Annotated in this window: 11 protein-coding genes; 8 read left to right on the top strand and 3 right to left on the bottom strand. The window is 67.1% G+C overall.

Features of this window, described 5'->3' with window-relative positions:
• Positions 1-52 precede the first annotated feature (52 nt).
• Together H9L16_RS02155 and tkt are read left to right on the top strand one after the other, a co-directional pair.
• Entirely contained in the window at positions 53-1,348 is a 1,296-nt protein-coding gene (locus tag H9L16_RS02155; protein ID WP_187552973.1) for a dicarboxylate/amino acid:cation symporter, read from the top strand.
• A 91-nt stretch (positions 1,349-1,439) separates the two neighbouring features.
• Positions 1,440-3,425 carry a transketolase gene (gene tkt / locus H9L16_RS02150; RefSeq protein ID WP_187552972.1) on the top strand — a complete coding sequence of 662 codons (1,986 nt, stop codon included), beginning with the start codon at positions 1,440-1,442 and terminating at the stop codon, positions 3,423-3,425.
• A 27-nt stretch (positions 3,426-3,452) separates the two neighbouring features.
• On the opposite strand, the gene H9L16_RS02145 is transcribed toward tkt, so the two are convergent.
• Positions 3,453-5,393 (bottom strand): acetyl-CoA hydrolase/transferase C-terminal domain-containing protein, encoded by a 1,941-nt coding sequence (locus H9L16_RS02145; RefSeq protein ID WP_187552971.1) that lies wholly within the window; start codon positions 5,391-5,393, stop codon positions 3,453-3,455.
• Positions 5,394-5,492: 99 nt separating this feature from the next.
• On the opposite strand from H9L16_RS02145, the gene H9L16_RS02140 reads away from it, so the two are divergent.
• Both H9L16_RS02140 and H9L16_RS02135 read left to right on the top strand, forming a co-directional pair.
• A complete protein-coding gene (locus H9L16_RS02140) occupies positions 5,493-5,864 on the top strand; it encodes a BlaI/MecI/CopY family transcriptional regulator (RefSeq protein ID WP_187552970.1) in 372 nt (123 codons plus the stop codon).
• On the top strand, positions 5,851-7,323 hold the full coding sequence (locus H9L16_RS02135) for a M56 family metallopeptidase (protein WP_187552969.1): 1,473 nt from the start codon (positions 5,851-5,853) through the stop codon (positions 7,321-7,323). The genes H9L16_RS02140 and H9L16_RS02135 overlap by 14 nt, the downstream gene beginning before the upstream one ends.
• A 15-nt stretch (positions 7,324-7,338) precedes the next feature.
• Here the strand turns inward: H9L16_RS02135 and H9L16_RS02130 are convergent, their stop codons facing one another.
• A complete protein-coding gene (locus H9L16_RS02130) occupies positions 7,339-8,088 on the bottom strand; it encodes a sulfite exporter TauE/SafE family protein (protein ID WP_187552968.1) in 750 nt (249 codons plus the stop codon).
• Positions 8,085-8,981, bottom strand: a complete 897-nt coding sequence (locus H9L16_RS02125; protein WP_229796514.1) for a S1/P1 nuclease — start codon at positions 8,979-8,981, stop codon at positions 8,085-8,087. Before H9L16_RS02125 ends, H9L16_RS02130 begins: the two co-directional genes overlap by 4 nt.
• Before the next feature lie 95 nt (positions 8,982-9,076).
• Here H9L16_RS02125 and gap point away from each other — a divergent pair, with 95 nt between their 5' ends.
• The 4 genes from gap (at position 9,077) to H9L16_RS02105 (ending at position 16,069) form a co-directional block, all read left to right on the top strand.
• Positions 9,077-10,081 carry a type I glyceraldehyde-3-phosphate dehydrogenase gene (gene gap, locus H9L16_RS02120; protein WP_187552967.1) on the top strand — a complete coding sequence of 335 codons (1,005 nt, stop codon included), beginning with the start codon at positions 9,077-9,079 and terminating at the stop codon, positions 10,079-10,081.
• 103 nt (positions 10,082-10,184) lie between these two features.
• Complete coding sequence (locus H9L16_RS02115) at positions 10,185-11,876, top strand: GGDEF domain-containing protein (protein ID WP_187552966.1); 1,692 nt, start codon at positions 10,185-10,187, stop codon at positions 11,874-11,876.
• A gap of 93 nt (positions 11,877-11,969) precedes the next feature.
• On the top strand, positions 11,970-14,714 hold the full coding sequence (locus H9L16_RS02110; RefSeq protein WP_187552965.1) for a DUF2339 domain-containing protein: 2,745 nt from the start codon (positions 11,970-11,972) through the stop codon (positions 14,712-14,714).
• Entirely contained in the window at positions 14,711-16,069 is a 1,359-nt protein-coding gene (locus tag H9L16_RS02105; protein WP_187552964.1) for a DUF3999 domain-containing protein, read from the top strand. The genes H9L16_RS02110 and H9L16_RS02105 overlap by 4 nt, the downstream gene beginning before the upstream one ends.
• Positions 16,070-16,109: the final 40 nt, after the last annotated feature.

Genomic DNA, 16,109 nt, shown 5'->3' with positions numbered 1-16,109 from the left:
CGAGCAAGTTCGGTTTGTTAAGCTCATCCGCTACACGAAGCGGGGCGAAACGATGAGCGAGGCCAAGGCCGCGAACGGCAAGCTGCAACTGCACTGGAAGATGCTGATCGGTTTCCTCGCCGGTTTGGCGCTGGGCCTGGTCGCGCACTACAGCGCCGGCAGTGACGCTGGCTGGGTGGAGTGGCTCACGACCTACGTGACGCAACCGGCGGGCACGCTGTTCCTGCGCCTGATCTTCATGCTGGTGATCCCGCTGCTGTTCTCGGCGCTGATCATCGGCGTGGCGGAAATGGGTGACGTGCGTTCGCTTGGGCGGGTCGGCTGGAAGACATTGGGTTACACCATCGTCGCATCCGGCATCGCGGTCGTGCTGGGCCTGGTGCTGGTGAACTGGCTGCAGCCGGGCTCGGGCGTGGATCCGGCCGCGGCGCAGGCGATGCTGGCGCAGGGCGCGGACCGGGCGAAGGACATCGCCGGCAGCGCCGCCAGCCAGCCCAAGGGCCTGGACATGCTGCTGGCGATCGTGCCGGACAACGTGGTCAAGGCCGCGGCGGAGAACACCATTCTGGCGGTGATGTTCTTCGCGCTGATGCTCGGCATCGGCCTGGTGCTGACCCGCAGCGAAGCCACCGAGACCTTGCTGCGTGGCATCCAGGGCTTGTTCGAGGTCTCGATGACCCTGATCGGCTTGGTCATCCGGCTGGCGCCGTATGCGGTGTTCTGCTTCATGTTCAACCTGGCCGCGCTGTTCGGTTGGGATTTGCTGGGCAGCCTCGGAAAATACGTCGGTGTGGTGGTGCTGGCGCTCGCACTGCACATGATCGTGGTCTATTCGCTGATGCTGAAGTTCCTCGGCGGCTGGTCACCGCCGAAATTCTTCCGCGCCTCGCAGGAAGCGATGCTGATGGCGTTCTCGACCGCATCTAGCAATGCGACCTTGCCGGTCTCGCTGCGTGTCGCCGAGGAAAAGCTGCACCTGCCGAAGAAGATCTCGCGCTTCGTGCTGACCGTCGGCGCCACCGCCAACCAGAACGGCACCGCGTTGTTCGAGGGCGTCACCGTGCTGTTCCTCGCCCAGTTCTTCGGCGTGGATCTGTCGCTTACGCAACAGGTCACGGTGATGTTCGTCTGCATCCTCGGCGGCATCGGCACCGCCGGCGTCCCGGCCGGCTCGCTGCCGGTCGTGGCGCTGATCTGCGGCATGGTCGGCGTGCCGCCGGAAGGCATCGGCCTGATCCTCGGCGTGGACCGCTTCCTCGACATGTGCCGCACCACGCTGAATGTCACCGGCGACCTGATGCTGGCGGCAGTAGTGTCGAAGGGCGAGGAAGACGCCCAGGCCGCGTAGCCACTGCTTTCCCGCGTACGGTTCCGGATCGGGGCGCGCGCATGGGACAATGGGCGGCCCGCATGCCGCCGGGCGCCTCCCCAAGACGCTCATGACGACGCCCAGCCGCCGCGACCTCGCCAACGCCATCCGTTTCCTCGCCATCGACGCGGTGCAGGCCGCCAACTCCGGGCATCCCGGCATGCCCATGGGCATGGCCGACATCGCCGAAGTGCTGTGGAACGATGTCCTCCGCCACAACCCGGCCAACCCGCGCTGGGCCGACCGCGACCGCTTCATCCTGTCGAACGGCCATGGCTCGATGCTGCAGTACGCGCTGCTGCACCTGAGCGGCTACGACCTCTCGATCAACGACCTGAAAAAATTCCGCCAGCTGGATTCGAAGACCCCGGGCCATCCCGAGAACTTCATGACCTGCGGCATCGAGACCACCACCGGCCCGCTCGGGCAGGGTTTCGCGAATGCGGTCGGATTCGCGCTGGCGGAAAAGCTGCTGGCGCAGCGCTTCAACCGTGAGGGCCACGCCATCGTCGACCACCGCACCTGGGTGTTCATGGGCGACGGCTGCCTGATGGAAGGCATTTCGCACGAAGCCGCGTCGCTCGCCGGCACCTGGGGCCTCGGCAAGCTGGTCGCGTTCTGGGACGACAACCACATCAGCATCGACGGCAATACCGATGGCTGGTTCACCGATGACACCCCGAAGCGTTTCGAAGCCTACGGCTGGAACGTGGTGCGCGGCGTCGACGGACACGACCCGGTCGAGATCAGGACCGCGATCGAAACCGCTCGGAAATCCTCCGACAAGCCGACGCTGATCTGCTGCCGCACCACGATTGGCTTCGGCTCGCCGAACAAGGCCGGCAAGGAGTCGTCGCACGGCTCGCCGCTGGGCAAGGATGAAGTGGTCGCCACCCGCGAAGCCCTGGGCTGGGAACACGGCGCGTTCGAGATTCCGCAGGCCCTCTACGACGGCTGGCGCGCGCGCGACCTCGGCGCGGTCGAGGCCGACTGGGACGCGCGTTTCGCTGCCTACGCCGCCGCATTCCCGTCCGAGGCCGCCGAGTTCCAGCGCCGCCTCGCCGGCGAGTTGCCGGAGGGTTTCGTGGATGCCGCGCTGGCCTTCGCGATCAAGACCCAGCAGGACGGCCCGACCATCGCCAGCCGCAAGGCCTCGCAGAACTGCATCGAGGCATTCGCGCCGCTGCTGCCGGAACTGGTCGGCGGTTCGGCCGACCTGGCGCATTCCAACCTGACGTTGTGGAAGGGCAGCAAGTCGGTCGCCACCGATGATGCCAACGCCAACTACGTCTACTACGGCGTGCGCGAATTCGGCATGACCGCCATCGCCAACGGCCTGACCCTGCATGGCGGCTTCATCCCGTACGACGCGACCTTCCTGGTGTTCAGCGACTACGCGCGCAACGCGGTGCGCATGGCCGCTCTGATGGGCGTGCGTGCGCTGCATGTCTACACCCACGACTCGATCGGCCTCGGCGAAGACGGCCCGACCCACCAGCCGATCGAGCACCTCGCGTCGCTGCGCTACATCCCCGACAACGACGTCTGGCGCCCCTGCGACGCGGTCGAATCGGCGATGGCGTGGAAGGCCGCGATCCAGCGCGCCGATGGTCCGAGCTGCCTGATCTTCAGCCGCCAGAACCTGCCGCACCAGGCGCGCGACGAAGGCCAGTTGCTGGACATCGCGCGCGGCGGCTACGTGCTGAAGGAGAGCGTCGGCACGCCGGAGGTGATCCTGATCGCGACCGGCTCCGAGGTGGGGCTCGCGATGCAGGCCGCAGCCAAGCTCGGCGATGGCGTGCGCGTGGTCTCGATGCCGTGCACCGACGTGTTTGATCGCCAGGACGCGGTGTATCGCGAATCCGTGCTGCCGAAGTCGGTGCGCAAGCGCGTCGCCATCGAAGCCGGGGTCAGCGATTTCTGGCGCAAGTACGTTGGCCTGGATGGCGCGGTGATCGGTATCGATACGTTCGGTGCCTCGGCGCCAATCGAAGCGCTGATGCCGCACTTCGGCTTCACCGTCGAACACGTATTGCAGGCCGTCAGCGAACTCTGAGGCCGCGTTGGCTGGGCGCCGGCCGCGTCATGCCGTGCGCCCCAGCGCCAGTCGCAACAGCCGGGCGTTGATGCGTTCGGCGATCCCGGATGGCGCATCCAATCGCATGCGCCGCAATGCTTCGTCATCGCCGGTGCCACTCGTGGATAGGGCCGTGGCGAGCGTGCGTAGCAGGCCACTGCGCGTGGCGGTGCGCGCCTTCAGCCAGCCAAGCCCCTTCACCAGTCGCTGTTCGACGTCGGTGAAATCGCTGCCCAGCGGATAGTCGGGCAGGGTGCCATCGCGCCGGAACGGTGCGAGGGTTTCGCGAAGCTGGGCTGTCGTGTTGCCTTGCCATGCATCAGGCGCGGCGAAATCGCTGCGCAGCTTTCCGTTCGCCTTCGCCTCATCCAGCAGTGCCTGCTGGAAACGTGCACCAGTGATGCCGGCCATCGCGATCACGCAATCTTCGTCGCGCTTGCCGCGCAGGTCGGCGATGCCGTGCTCGGTGACGTAGACATCGCGCAGGTGGCGCGGGATCGTGGTGTGCCCGTAGTTCCAGCGGATGTTGGAAGCGCCTTCGCCGCGCGACGCACGCAACAGCAATACCGAACGCGCGTCGGGCAGGGCATGCGCCATCGCCACGAAGTTGTACTGGCCACCGACGCCGGAGACCACGCGCCCGTCCTCGAGTCCATCGGACACCGCTGCACCCAGCGCGGTCGCCATCATGCAGGTGTTGAAGAAACGCGCATCGCGCCGTTGCGCGCGCTCGAGGGTTTCGTTGCCGCCGTAGAGCTCGTTGACCTCGCTGACCCGGCGCATGCCGATGCCGCGGCGGGTCTGGTCGTCAAGTGTCCGCAGCCAGTCATAGAAATCGGGTGAACCGAGATAGAAGGCGCCGTGCAGGAATTCGCCGTCGTGTTCCAGTCGCGCATGGTCGCCTTCGCCAGCGGAGCCATCCGCAAGTCGTCGCATCAAGGCCTCATCATCGACGACCTTGCGCCTGAGCACGCCCGCCTGCACCAGCGCGCGGAAGCCTTCGTTGATCATTTCGCTGCAGCCGTACAGGCCCTGCTCGAATGGCCCAAGCCCGCCGCTCGCGATCACCGCCGGATGCGTTTCGATGCCGGGCGCGAGCGCCTGCAGCACGCGCCGGTAGGCGGCGTTGCCGGTGTGTCGCAATACCAGCGCATGGCAGAGCGCATCGGACAACGCACCGATGCCGATCTGCAGGGTGCCGCCATCGCGCACCAGGGTGCTGGCATGCAGGCCGATCGCGTACTCGGCGTCGCCGACCGGCTCGCGCGGCAATGCGAACAGCGGCGGATGCGGTGCCGGTGGTGCGATCACGATGTCGAACCAGCCGGCATCGACCGCGGCCACGCCATCCAGCCATGGCAGGTGCGGATCGATCTCGGCGACCAGCAATGGACGTGGCAGGCCACGCGCAACGATGGCATCCACGGCGTCGAAGGTCAGGTCGGTATTCGACGACAACGACAGGCGACTGCCGTCTTCGTTCGATGCGACCTTCTGCACGATGCAGTTGACCCCGCGGTCGGCCAGCGCGCGGGCGACGTGGGTGTAGTTCAGGCTGGCATAACAGCGTTGTGCCTGCGTGCTGCCGAGCAGCGCACCCGACTGCAAATAGAACTCTTCGACCTCGATGTGCGCGGGCAGGGCGTCGCGCTTCTGCGCGGCCACGTAGGCCAGGCGCGGAAAGTCCGCGCCGTACAGGCGCTCCACCACTGGGTCGAGGAAACGTTTCTCCAGCAGGCTGCGACCGCGGGGCGGGTCCAGCGACAACGCGGTGTACAACGACATCGGCCGCAACGGATCGGCTTCGATGCGTTCGTACAGCGCATTGAGCAGGCGATGCGGCTTGCCGAGGCCAAGTGGCGCGCCGATCCTGAGCGGGCCATCGATACGCGCCAGCACTGCGGTGACGGCATCGTCGAGCGATTCGAAACGGGTGGGCGGGTTCATCGGGCCAGCTTAGGCCACCTTGGTGCGTGGCTTGCACACGATGGCTTGACAGATTCGATTACAGGTGTAATTTGAATTGAAATTACGAGTGTAAACGACATGCAGGTCAGCGAAGCGGAATCGGTGGTGATGGAGGTGCTGTGGTTGCGCAGCCCGCTGGCGGCGGAGGACATCGTCTCCACACTGGCCGACAGCCGCGACTGGCAGGAGCCAACCATCAAGACCCTGCTCAACCGCCTGCTCAACAAGGGCGCGATCGCGGCCGAGAAGGACGGGCGGCGCTACCTCTATTCGCCGCTGCTCAAGCGCGCTGACTGGTTGATGCAGGAGAGCCGCGGCCTGCTGGACCGCCTGTTCGATGGCCGGGTGGCACCGCTGGTCGCGCACTTCAGCGAGCACCGCAAGCTGAGCCGCAAGGACATCGCCGACCTGCGCAAGCTGCTGGAGGAACTCGATGATGACGGCCGCTGACCTGTTCCCCATCTTGTGCGAAACGACCGTCGCCGGCAGCGCGGCGATCCTGCTGGTGCTCGCATTGCGGAAGCCGTTGCGGCACGCATTCGGCGCGGGCATTGCCTATGCCGCCTGGGCGTTGGGGCCGCTGGCGATGCTTGCGGTGTTGTTGCCGGCCGCACAGTCGCCGGTGTTGGTCGTGCCGGTCATCGCCATGCAGGCGCCGGGTGATGTTCTTGTCGGCACTGGCGGGCCGCGCGCGACGCCCGACCTGGCGACATGGGCGGTCATGTTCGTTGGCTGCGGCGCGCTCGCATCCATGTGCTGGATGGCCGTCCAGCAGCGCCGGTTCGTTCGCGGCCTCGGATTGCTGGCGGATCGCGGCGATGGCGTCTTCGTCGCCCAGGCGACCGAGGGCTTGCCGGCGGTCATCGGCCTGTTGCGCCCGCGCATCGTGCTGCCGGCGGATGCGATGCATCGCTACGACGCCGCCCAGCGCGACCTGATGCTCGCGCACGAACGTGCCCACATTGCACGTGGTGACCTCGTCGCGAATGCCATCGCTGCGGCATTGCGCTGCTTGTTCTGGTTCAACCCGCTGGTGCACTTCGCTGCCACGCGTTTCCGCCATGACCAGGAACTCGCCTGCGATGCGCAGGTGGTGCGTCAACACCCCGACGCGCGTCGCGCCTATGGCGAAGCGATGCTCAAGACACAGCTGGCTCGCGGCCTGCTGCCACTGGGCTGCCATTGGGGCCAGACCCATCCGCTCAGGGAGAGAATCGAAATGCTCAAGCAGCCGTTGCATTCCATGCGCCGTCGCGCGCTTGGTCGCGCCACTGCGGTCGCGTTGTTGCTGGCCACCGGTTATGCGGCGTGGGCCGCGCAACCTTCACAGCCGTCGATCACTACGGTTCCGGCCGGCAAGATCGCCGCAGACATCGCGTTGCGCGTCGATGAAGGCGAACCCGTGCGCCTGCGCGCTGTCGTCGACGCGGGCGTGCCGTTTTCGTTGAGTGGCGACGAAGGTGGAAAACACTATGCGATCGAGGGCTCGGTGACGCGCATGCAGCATGCTGGCCAGCCGGCGTTGGCGCTGGATTTGCGCATCGTTGAAGGAAGTAGGCAGGACGCCGGTCCGAAACTGGTCAGAGAGATCGCTTCACCGAAGATTGTCGTGAGCAGCGGCAAGTCGGCGCAGATCCATGTGGGCGAGGAGGTTGCAGACCCCGCGGGGCGTACGACGTTCAAGGGCGTGCGACTGGACATCGTGCTCACCGATTCGATGCCGGTCGCGGTCGCCGTTGCGAAGCGAGTGGCCATGCCGGCCAGCACGACCGCGGCCAAGCCAAAGCCGATCACGGCCAAGCTGGCGATGGCCGCCACGACGACGGGCCGGTTCAATACCTACGAGCGAATGCTGACCTCGCTCAGCGCCAGCTGGCAGCCACCCAAGCCGGTCGAAGAAGGCTGCTGATTTCGGAACGCCGGCTCAAGCGAACAACAGCTTGCCCGACGCGATCAGCAGGACGACGCCGAGGGCAAGCCGCAGGCCGCGCACGGGCAGCCACTTCAAGCCCATCTGGGTGCCGATCAATGCACCGATCGCGACCACGCCCAGCCACCACGGCAACATCGCCGGCAAGGACTGACCGGAATGCAGCAGGCCGGCCAGTCCGGTCAGCGAATTGATCCAGACGAAGGCGACCGAGGTGCCGCTGGCCTCGCGGGTCGGCATCCAGCGCGCGAAAAGCAACAGCGGCGTAAGGAAGATCGCGCCGCCGGTGCCGGTCAGGCCGGACAGCGTACCGATCGCCGCGCCGACCAGCAGGCCGGCGAGCCACGGCACGTCGCGTCCACTCGATGCCTGGTCTTCGGCTTCCGCGCGCGACGCATGCCGGAAAACGCCGACGGCGGCGACCAGCAACACGATGCCGAGCAGCAGCGAATAGCTTTCCTTCGGCAGTTTGATCTGCGCCGATACGAAGGCTGCCGGCGCCGATGCCAGCACGAACGGCAGCACGTTGCGCCAGCGCACGTGGCCGCCGCGCCACCAGCGGAAAAGACCGATTCCGCCGACCAGCAAATTCAGCGCCAACGCGGTGGGACGCACCTGTTCGGGCGCGAAGCCGAGCAAGGCCATCGACGCGATGTAGCCGCTGGCGCCCGCATGGCCCACCGATGAATAGAGCACCGCGACCGCGAAGAAAAGCGCGGCCAATAGCAGGTCGGTGTTGCTCACGGCGTGCCGGCGTCGCCGAGGGTCTGGTTCAGCAATTGCGCAAGCCGCCACGCGGCCTGGCGCACCCGCTGCTCGGCCAGCGGCCGCATCGCGTCGAGGTAGGCGCTGTCCATCGCGTGCCTGTCGTCCGGCGGATAGATGCCGCGCGCGTCGATCAGTCGGCAGGATTCGCCGGTCCAGGCCAGCGGCATGAAGTCGTGCGTCGATGGTGCGGGAGTGGGCGGCCACGGCAACGCGTCGAGCTTGTCCGAATAGGCCTGCAGGCCGAGTCCCCGACCGGCCAGGATGTAGTAGTCCCAGACCGAATGCAGGTTGGTGCCCATCACCCCGTCGACATACTTGCTGCGCGCGTAGGCCTCGGGCTCGATCGGCGTGCGCAGGCTGATCTGGAAGCCGTTGCCGCCGCTGTCGGTGCGGCTGCCGGCATGCATCGGCTGGTGCGCGTCGCCGATGAAATGGACGATGAACTTCAGGGCGTCACGACGTGCTTCGATCGGCTGGCTGCGATCGGCCAGGATCGCGCGTTGCGCTTCGATCGCGCCGACCACGCAGTTGTCGTCGGGACAGTCGCGGGCCAGCTCGAAGCCGCAGCCGCCCCCCTCCGCGTTGATGTAATGCCAGCGCGAGGTCGCCTTGAAGCGTTGCGGGTCGTTGTCGCGGAGGTCGTCGGCCCATGACGCCACGCCGGCGAGGGTCGGATCCGGTTCGCCAGCCAACAAGGCCGCGACTTCGGCGCGCGCCTTCGCATCGAGGTGGCGTTGCGCCAGTTCGCCGACCAGTCCGTGGCCGAGCCGGCCCCAGGCCGCGGCGGTGGAAATGGCACCCAGGCACAGCAGGGCGGCGATCAAGCGGAGATTGCGGTGATTGGCCATGCCGGCAGGATAAACCGGCATGACCGATGCCGGTATGACCGCCGTGCCATCGCGGAACGACCTGATCGATTCGGTAGAATGCGGTCTTCCCCACGAACCATCCGCCAGGAGACTCCATGGCCATCAAGGTCGGCATCAACGGTTTCGGTCGCATCGGGCGCTGCGTGTTCCGCGCGGCGGTGCAGAACTTCGGCGACGACATCGAGATCGTCGCGATCAACGACCTGCTGGAACCGGACTACCTGGCGTACATGCTCCGCTACGACTCCGTGCATGGCCGCTTCAAGGGCGATGTGTCAGTCAAGGATGGCCACCTGGTCGTCAACGGCAAGACCATCCGCCTGACCGCGGAGCGCGATCCGGCCAACCTCAAGTGGGACGAGGTCGGCGCCGATGTCGTGCTGGAATCCACCGGCCTGTTCCTGGACAAGGACAGCGCGGGCAAGCACCTCGCCGCCGGCGCGAAGAAGGTGATCCTGTCGGCGCCGTCGAAGGACGACACGCCGATGTTCGTGCATGGCGTGAACTGCAAGTCCTATGCCGGCCAGGCGATCATCAGCAACGCTAGTTGCACCACCAACTGCCTGGCGCCGCTGGCCAAGGTGCTGGACGACAAGTGGGGCATCAAGCGCGGCCTCATGACCACCGTGCATGCGACCACCGCCACCCAGAAGACCGTCGATGGCCCGTCCAACAAGGACTGGCGCGGCGGCCGCGGCATCCTCGAGAACATCATCCCGTCGTCGACCGGTGCGGCCAAGGCCGTGGGCGTGGTGCTGCCGCAGCTCAAGGGCAAGCTCACCGGCATGTCGTTCCGGGTGCCGACCAGCGACGTCTCGGTGGTCGACCTCACCGTCGAGCTGCAGAACCCGGCGACCTATGCCGAGATCTGTGCGGAGATGAAGGCGCAGTCGGAAGGCGCGCTCAAGGGCATCCTCGGCTACACCGACGAGAAGGTGGTCGCCACCGATTTCCGCGGTGATGCCCGCACCAGCATCTTCGACGCCGAGGCCGGCATCGCGCTGGACGACACCTTCGTCAAGCTGGTCAGCTGGTACGACAACGAATGGGGCTACAGCAACAAGTGCCTCGAAATGGTCAAGGTCGTCGCGGCGCAATAGCCATCAGTGGATTTCCCGCAACCGAAGCCTCCCGCATGCGGGGCTTCCCGCCATTTGTGCGTTGCACATGGCAGCGTGGGGCGGCGCGGGTTAGCGTAGCGGCATGACGTCCGCCCCTGCTTTCCGCTGGAGCCTGCGCCGTGAACTGTCCCGGGTGCTGGTTCTCGCAGCGCTGGTGCCGGTGCTGGTGTTCAGTGTTGCCCTGCTCTGGAACGAGTGGCGACGCGATCGCGACGAGTTGATGGTGCGGCTGGCGGTTGGCGCGCAAGGCAGCCAGAGCACGTTCGACGATTTCCTGGAAGCCCATCAGTCGAGCCTGCGTTTGCTGGCCGGCAACCTGGAGTCGCCGCGGTCCCCGACCGCTGGCCGCGATCTGAGCCGACTGCTGCAAGCCTATCCGGCATTCGTCCGGGCGGTAGTGACGGACGAACGGGGGATGATCATCCTGTCCCGCCGGCTCCGCGAAGAGGCCGGGAGCGAGGAGCAGGGAGCGGCAGGATCCGAGGCCGAGGATCCCGATGTCGGTTGGTTCCCGGTCGAGGGCGGCGCAACCCCGCCCGCGCCCTACCGCGCCAGCCTCCATGGCGACCAGGCCCTGATCACCTTGGCGGCGCCGATGATCCGCGGCGGGCAGGACCGGGGTGCCATCCGCGGATGGATGCCGGTGGAACGGCTGGTCCGGCAACGGGTCGACAACTTGCGCCAGCGGGGGCTGGAGCTGCTGCTGATCGACGGGGACGGACGCGCTGTACACGCGACCCCGGGGCTGCGCTGGAGTTACCTGGAAGCCGTGGGGCCACTTGGCACGGTTATCCGCGACGCCGCTGTCCCATCAGGCAGGTTCGCGGCAAAGGGGCGTTCGTTGCGCGGATTGCTTCGTGATGGCGACGAGGGGTACGTGAATGCGGTGCGGATGCGCAACGGGTGGGTGGTCGCGGTAGTCGCCCCCGAGCAGCGTTTGCGTGCGTCGGTGCTGCCGCGGCTCGGGTTCTTGCTGGGGTTGGTCGTGGTCACGAGCCTTGGCGTGTCGTTCGCCCTGTGGCGGATGCGGCAGCTGCTCTTCTCGAGCATGGGCAACCTGCTGGCCAGCCTGCATGGCTATGCGCTTGGCGGCATGCTCGATCCGCGTCAGCTTGCGCGGATGCCGGAAGAACTGCAGCCCTTGGCCGAAGGAATCGGCGACTTGGCGGCGCGAATGAACACGGCTTTCCTCGACCTCAGGCTCGTGCTGGAAGAGCGGGAACATGTCATCGCCGAGCGCACCGAATCCCTGCGCCAGGCCGTGAGCGACCTCGACCGTCTCAGTCGCACGGATGCGCTGACCGGCAGTCTGAATTACCGCGGGTTCCTGGAGGTCGCAGACACCCTGTGGCAGAAGGCGCGGGATACCGATCGGCCGCTCTCGGTGCTGGCGCTCGATATCGATCATTTCAAGCGCTACAACGATCACTACGGCCACGCCGAAGGCGACGGCGCACTACGCCGTTTTGCCGGCGCGGTGCGAAGTGCCCTGCTGCATGCGGATGACGTGCTGGCGCGGCCGGGTGGCGAGGAATTCATCGTGTTCCTGCCCGGCAGCACGCAGGAACAGGCGATGCGCGTCGGCCAGCGCGTGTGCGAGCGGGTGCGCGGTGCCGACATCGTTCACGCTGCATCGTCGGAAGGGCGGATGACGGTGAGTATCGGCGTCGCCAGCGTGCTGCCGGGTGACGAAGATGCCGAGCAGATGCTGCGCCGCGCCGATGCCGCGCTGTATCGCGCCAAGGCCGCGGGCCGCAACCGGGTCAGCGACTGAGCATGCAGCCGGAATGCACGCGCATCGCCGCGTGAAGTTGCAAAACCCCGGGGCATCGCCGAGGCTGCCGGCACGGCGAGGCAAGGGGCAGGCATGGAAGGCATGATCGCGTTGTTGGTGCTGGCGGTCCTCGCGGTGCCTGTGTTGCTGGTGATCGCGCTGGTCTCGATCTCCGGTTTGAAGCAACGCGTCGCCGCGCTGGAGCAGCAGGTGACCGCGCTCAATCGACGCGCCGTGGCGACGCCCGCAGCAACGGCCACGCTGACCGAACCGGCACTGGCCGACCTGATGCGTCAGCCTGCACCGCCGACATCGCAACCGGCGCCTGCACCACCCTCGCCAGTGCAGGACGTGCCAGTGGCGCCTGCCGTGCGCGAGCCAGCGCCTCCAGCACCGCAGGTCGGCGAGCCGACGCCGGCAATGCCTGCGCCAGCACTCGCCATCGCGCCCGTCCCCCGGCAGATTCCGCGCCCGCCGCCCGCGACACCGTCGAAGCCCGGCATCGCCACCATCGCAATGCGCGCGGTGCAACGCTGGTTCACCGTCGGCAACGTGCCGGTGAAGATCGGCATGCTGGTGCTGCTGGCAGGCGTCGCCTCGCTGCTGAAATACGGTGCGGACCAAGGCTGGTTCACGATGCCTCCGGAATTGCGCCTGGCCGGCGTGGCCGCCGCGGCACTCGCTGCGCTGGTATTCGCCTGGCGCAAGCGCGACAGCAATCGCGTGTTCGCGCTGAGCCTGCAGGGCGGTGCGATCGGCGTACTGCTGCTGGTGGTGTTCGCCGCGTTCAAGAACTTCGGGATGCTGCCGGCGGGTGCGGCGTTTGCCATCAGCATCGTGCTGGTCGCCGGTGCCGGCGTGCTGGCGGTGTTGCAGGACGCCAAGGCGCTGGCGGTGTTCGCCTTGCTCGCCGGCTTCCTCGCGCCGATCTGGCTATCCACCGGCAGCGGGAATCATGTCGCGCTGTTTTCGTATTACGCGGTGTTGAACGCGGCGATCGTCGGCATCGCCTGGTACAAGGCCTGGCGGATCCTCAACCTGCTCGGATTCGCCTTCAGCTTCGGGATCACGACCGCTTGGGGCGTGTTCGATTACTCGCCGCAGAAATACGCCAGCACGCAGCCGTTCCTGGCGTTGTTCTTCGCGATGTACCTGCTGATCCCGATCCTGTTCGCGCGACGCCGCCCACCAGGCCGTCGCGACCTGATCGACGGCTGCCTGGTGTTCGGCATGCCGCTGGTCGCGTTCTCGCTGCAGGCCGGTTTGCTGGAAGGCCGGCGCATGGCGCTCGCGTTCTGCGCGCTCGGCCTGGGCGCGTTGTACGCCGGTTTGTCGTGGTGGTTGCGCCGCCGAAAGGGCTTTGATGTGCTGGCGCAGTCGCATGCCTTGCTCGCGGTGGGTTTCGCCACGCTGGCGGTTCCGCTGGCGTTGTCGGCGCAGGCGACCGCCTGCGTGTTCGCGCTGGAAGGCGCGGCACTGTGCTGGCTGGGACTTCGCCAGCAACGGTTGCTGCCGCAACTGGCGGGTGCCGGTCTGCAACTGGCCGCGGCGGTGGCGTTCACGATCGGGCTGACCGCGGCGCGTTTTTCGCCCGGCGAGGAAATCGCGGTCCCGATCGCCAACGCGGCCTTCATGGGCGCGTTGCTGATCGCCATTGCCGGTTTCGCCAGCGCATGGGCGTATCGAGCCGCGAAGAACGACAACATCGCCGGCCTGTATTACGCATGGGGACTGGCCTGGTGGGTCGGCAACGCACTCAATGAAATCGTGAGCTTCCTCGGTCATCGCGACGAGCCAGACGCGCTGCTCGCCTTCGCCGCGCTCACCGGCTGGTTGGCCGCGGAAGTGCATCGCCGCAGGCCCGCGAGCGCGCTCGCGTTGACGGGCTTGGCGGCCCTGGCTTCGGCCGTACCGCTGGCGTTGTGGCAGAGCGGTGCACATGAGCAACCGTTCGCCGGCAATGGCGTGTGGGCATGGCTGGTCTACGCGATCCTCGGCATCCGCAGCCTGCAATGCCTGCGCGATGGCGAACACCGGCTCGCATCCGCCGCGCAGTTCACCTGGTGGCTGGTGTGGCCGCTGGTGGCCAGCCTGTTGCTGGGCTGGTTGCCCGGTCAGTTCGCGGGCATGGGCGATGGCTGGCAGGCCGCATTGATCGTGTTGCCGTGGTTGCTGGTCGCCGCTCTGGCGTTGTACCGCTGGCGTTGGTTGTCGATGCCGCTGGGCGACGCGTTCGATGGCTGGCGCGGACGACTGCTGTCTGTGCTGTTCGTGGTGCTGGGCCTGTGGTGGCTGGTGTCGCTGTTCATCGCGGGCGCTGCCGCGCCATTGCCATGGTTGCCGGTGCTCAACCCGATGGAACTCGCGCAACTGGCAGTGCTGGTGCTGGCGTTGCGCTGGCAGGTGCCGATGGGTGGACGCTTGTCGTCGTCCCGTATCGTGCTGCTGTCCGCGCTGGCATTCGCGTGGATCACCTCGGTGGTGCTGCATGCCGTGCATCACTGGGGCGGGATCGCATGGGATGGCGGGCTGCTGTCGGCCAGCCTGGCGCAGACCAGCCTGACCGTGGTGTGGAGCGTGCTGGGCGTGCTCGGCTGGGTCATCGGCTCGCGCCGCGGCCAGCGCATGTTGTGGCTGGCCGGTGCGGTGCTGATGGGCGTGGTGCTGGCCAAGCTGGTGCTGGTCGACCGGCAGCACCTGGGCAACCTGCTCGGGATCGGCTCGTTCATTGCCTACGGCTTGTTGTGTACGGTGGTCGGCTATGTCGCGCCTGCGCCGCCGCGCGGCATCGATGCGAATCCCGATGCCGACATCGGCGCGAAGGAGACTGCGGCATGAAGAAATTCGCATGGTGTTTGCTGCTGCCGCTGGTGGCCTTCGCCGCCGCGCGCGACGACTACGCCAGCCAGTGGCCGTTGGCGCTGCAACGCGACGACGGCGGTGCGTATCGGGTGGTGCTGGATCGCGAGGTCTACCGGCGGCTGCAATCGCCGCAATTGCATGATCTGGTTGTGGTCAATGCGCAGGGAACGCCGGTGGCGACCGCGGTGTTTCCCGCCGATGCGCCGCTGGCGCAATCCGCCACCGCTGTGTCGTTGCCGTGGTTCCCGTTGCCGGTCGATGCCGGCGCGTCGCGACAGGACATCGCGGCGATCAGCGAAATCGCCACCGATGGCAGTCTGCGTCGGGTCGAATTGCGCAGCCCCGGCAGCACAACGACCGCGCCAGGCGATGGTGGTTGCGTGATCGATGCCAGCCAGCTGCGTGGTCCGCTGGCGGCACTGCGTTTCACCTGGTCGGACGAGGCGCCTTTCGATCGAGGCTATCGGGTGAGCGCCTCGGACGACCTGCGCCAATGGCGCGATATCGTCGCCGACGCACGCCTGGTGCAACTGCGCAACAACGAGCAGCGCATCATCGAAAGCCGCATCGTGTTGCCGGCCGTGCAGGCGCGTTATCTGCGCCTGTTGCCAACGACGCCACAGGGCAGCGGATTGTCGGTGACGGGTGTATTCGCGGAACCGGTCGGCCGGATCGCTGCGCCTGCGTTGCAATGGGAAGAACTGCAGGGCAAGCGCGTCGAAACACCGCAGGGCCCGACTTTCGAGTACGCGCTCGACGGCCGTTTTCCGGTCGAGGCGGCCGACGTGGTCTCGGCGGGCAACAGCACGCGCGGCTGGACGCTGGAAAGCCGCGACGACGATGCCTCCGCATGGCGATCCGCCGCGTCGCCGTGGGTGGCCTATCGCATCGACAGTGGCGGCAAGGCCAGCAGTTCGCCGCCGCAGCCGGTGCACGGGAATTCGCGTCATCGACACTGGCGGTTGCTGGCACGCGAGCCATCCGAAGGTGCTGCGCCGGTGCTGCGGCTCGGCTATCGGCCCGAGGTCGTGGTGTTCCTCGCCGAGGGCGCTCCGCCGTTCGCGTTGTTCGCCGGCAGCGCGCGCGCATCGCGGCAGGATGCGCCGTTGCCGCAACTGGTGGAGGCCTTGCGTGCCGAGCGCGGCCGCGACTGGCAGCCTGCGACGGCCATGCTCGGTACGCGGCAGAGGCTGGCGGGCGATGTCGCGTTGCAGCCGCTCGCGCCGCCCACCGACTGGAAGCGCTGGCTGCTGTGGGGCGTGCTGATCATTGGTGCGCTGCTGGTGGCGGGCTTCGCCTTCAGTCTGCTGCGGAGCAAGCCTGCGACTTGAGCAGCGTTTGCGGCGACCGCGCGTGGCCGGGACAATGGGG

Source organism: Thermomonas carbonis (assembly GCF_014396975.1).
Taxonomy (GTDB): domain Bacteria; phylum Pseudomonadota; class Gammaproteobacteria; order Xanthomonadales; family Xanthomonadaceae; genus Thermomonas; species Thermomonas carbonis.
The sequence above is the reverse complement of the archived record's forward strand: the minus strand, read 5'-3'. Positions and strand labels throughout refer to the sequence as shown.

Excerpts from the sequence above, each read along its gene's own strand:
- H9L16_RS02140 (WP_187552970.1), top strand. The coding sequence starts at position 5,493 with ATGCAGGTCAGCGAAGCGGAATCGGTGGTGATGGAGGTGCTGTGGTTG.
- H9L16_RS02105 (WP_187552964.1), top strand. The coding sequence starts at position 14,711 with ATGAAGAAATTCGCATGGTGTTTGCTGCTGCCGCTGGTGGCCTTCGCC.
- gap (WP_187552967.1), top strand. The coding sequence starts at position 9,077 with ATGGCCATCAAGGTCGGCATCAACGGTTTCGGTCGCATCGGGCGCTGC.
- H9L16_RS02135 (WP_187552969.1), top strand. The coding sequence starts at position 5,851 with ATGACGGCCGCTGACCTGTTCCCCATCTTGTGCGAAACGACCGTCGCC.
- H9L16_RS02125 (WP_229796514.1), bottom strand. The coding sequence starts at position 8,981 with ATGCCGGTTTATCCTGCCGGCATGGCCAATCACCGCAATCTCCGCTTG.
- H9L16_RS02155 (WP_187552973.1), top strand. The coding sequence starts at position 53 with ATGAGCGAGGCCAAGGCCGCGAACGGCAAGCTGCAACTGCACTGGAAG.
- tkt (WP_187552972.1), top strand. The coding sequence starts at position 1,440 with ATGACGACGCCCAGCCGCCGCGACCTCGCCAACGCCATCCGTTTCCTC.
- H9L16_RS02115 (WP_187552966.1), top strand. The coding sequence starts at position 10,185 with ATGACGTCCGCCCCTGCTTTCCGCTGGAGCCTGCGCCGTGAACTGTCC.
- H9L16_RS02110 (WP_187552965.1), top strand. The coding sequence starts at position 11,970 with ATGGAAGGCATGATCGCGTTGTTGGTGCTGGCGGTCCTCGCGGTGCCT.
- H9L16_RS02145 (WP_187552971.1), bottom strand. The coding sequence starts at position 5,393 with ATGAACCCGCCCACCCGTTTCGAATCGCTCGACGATGCCGTCACCGCA.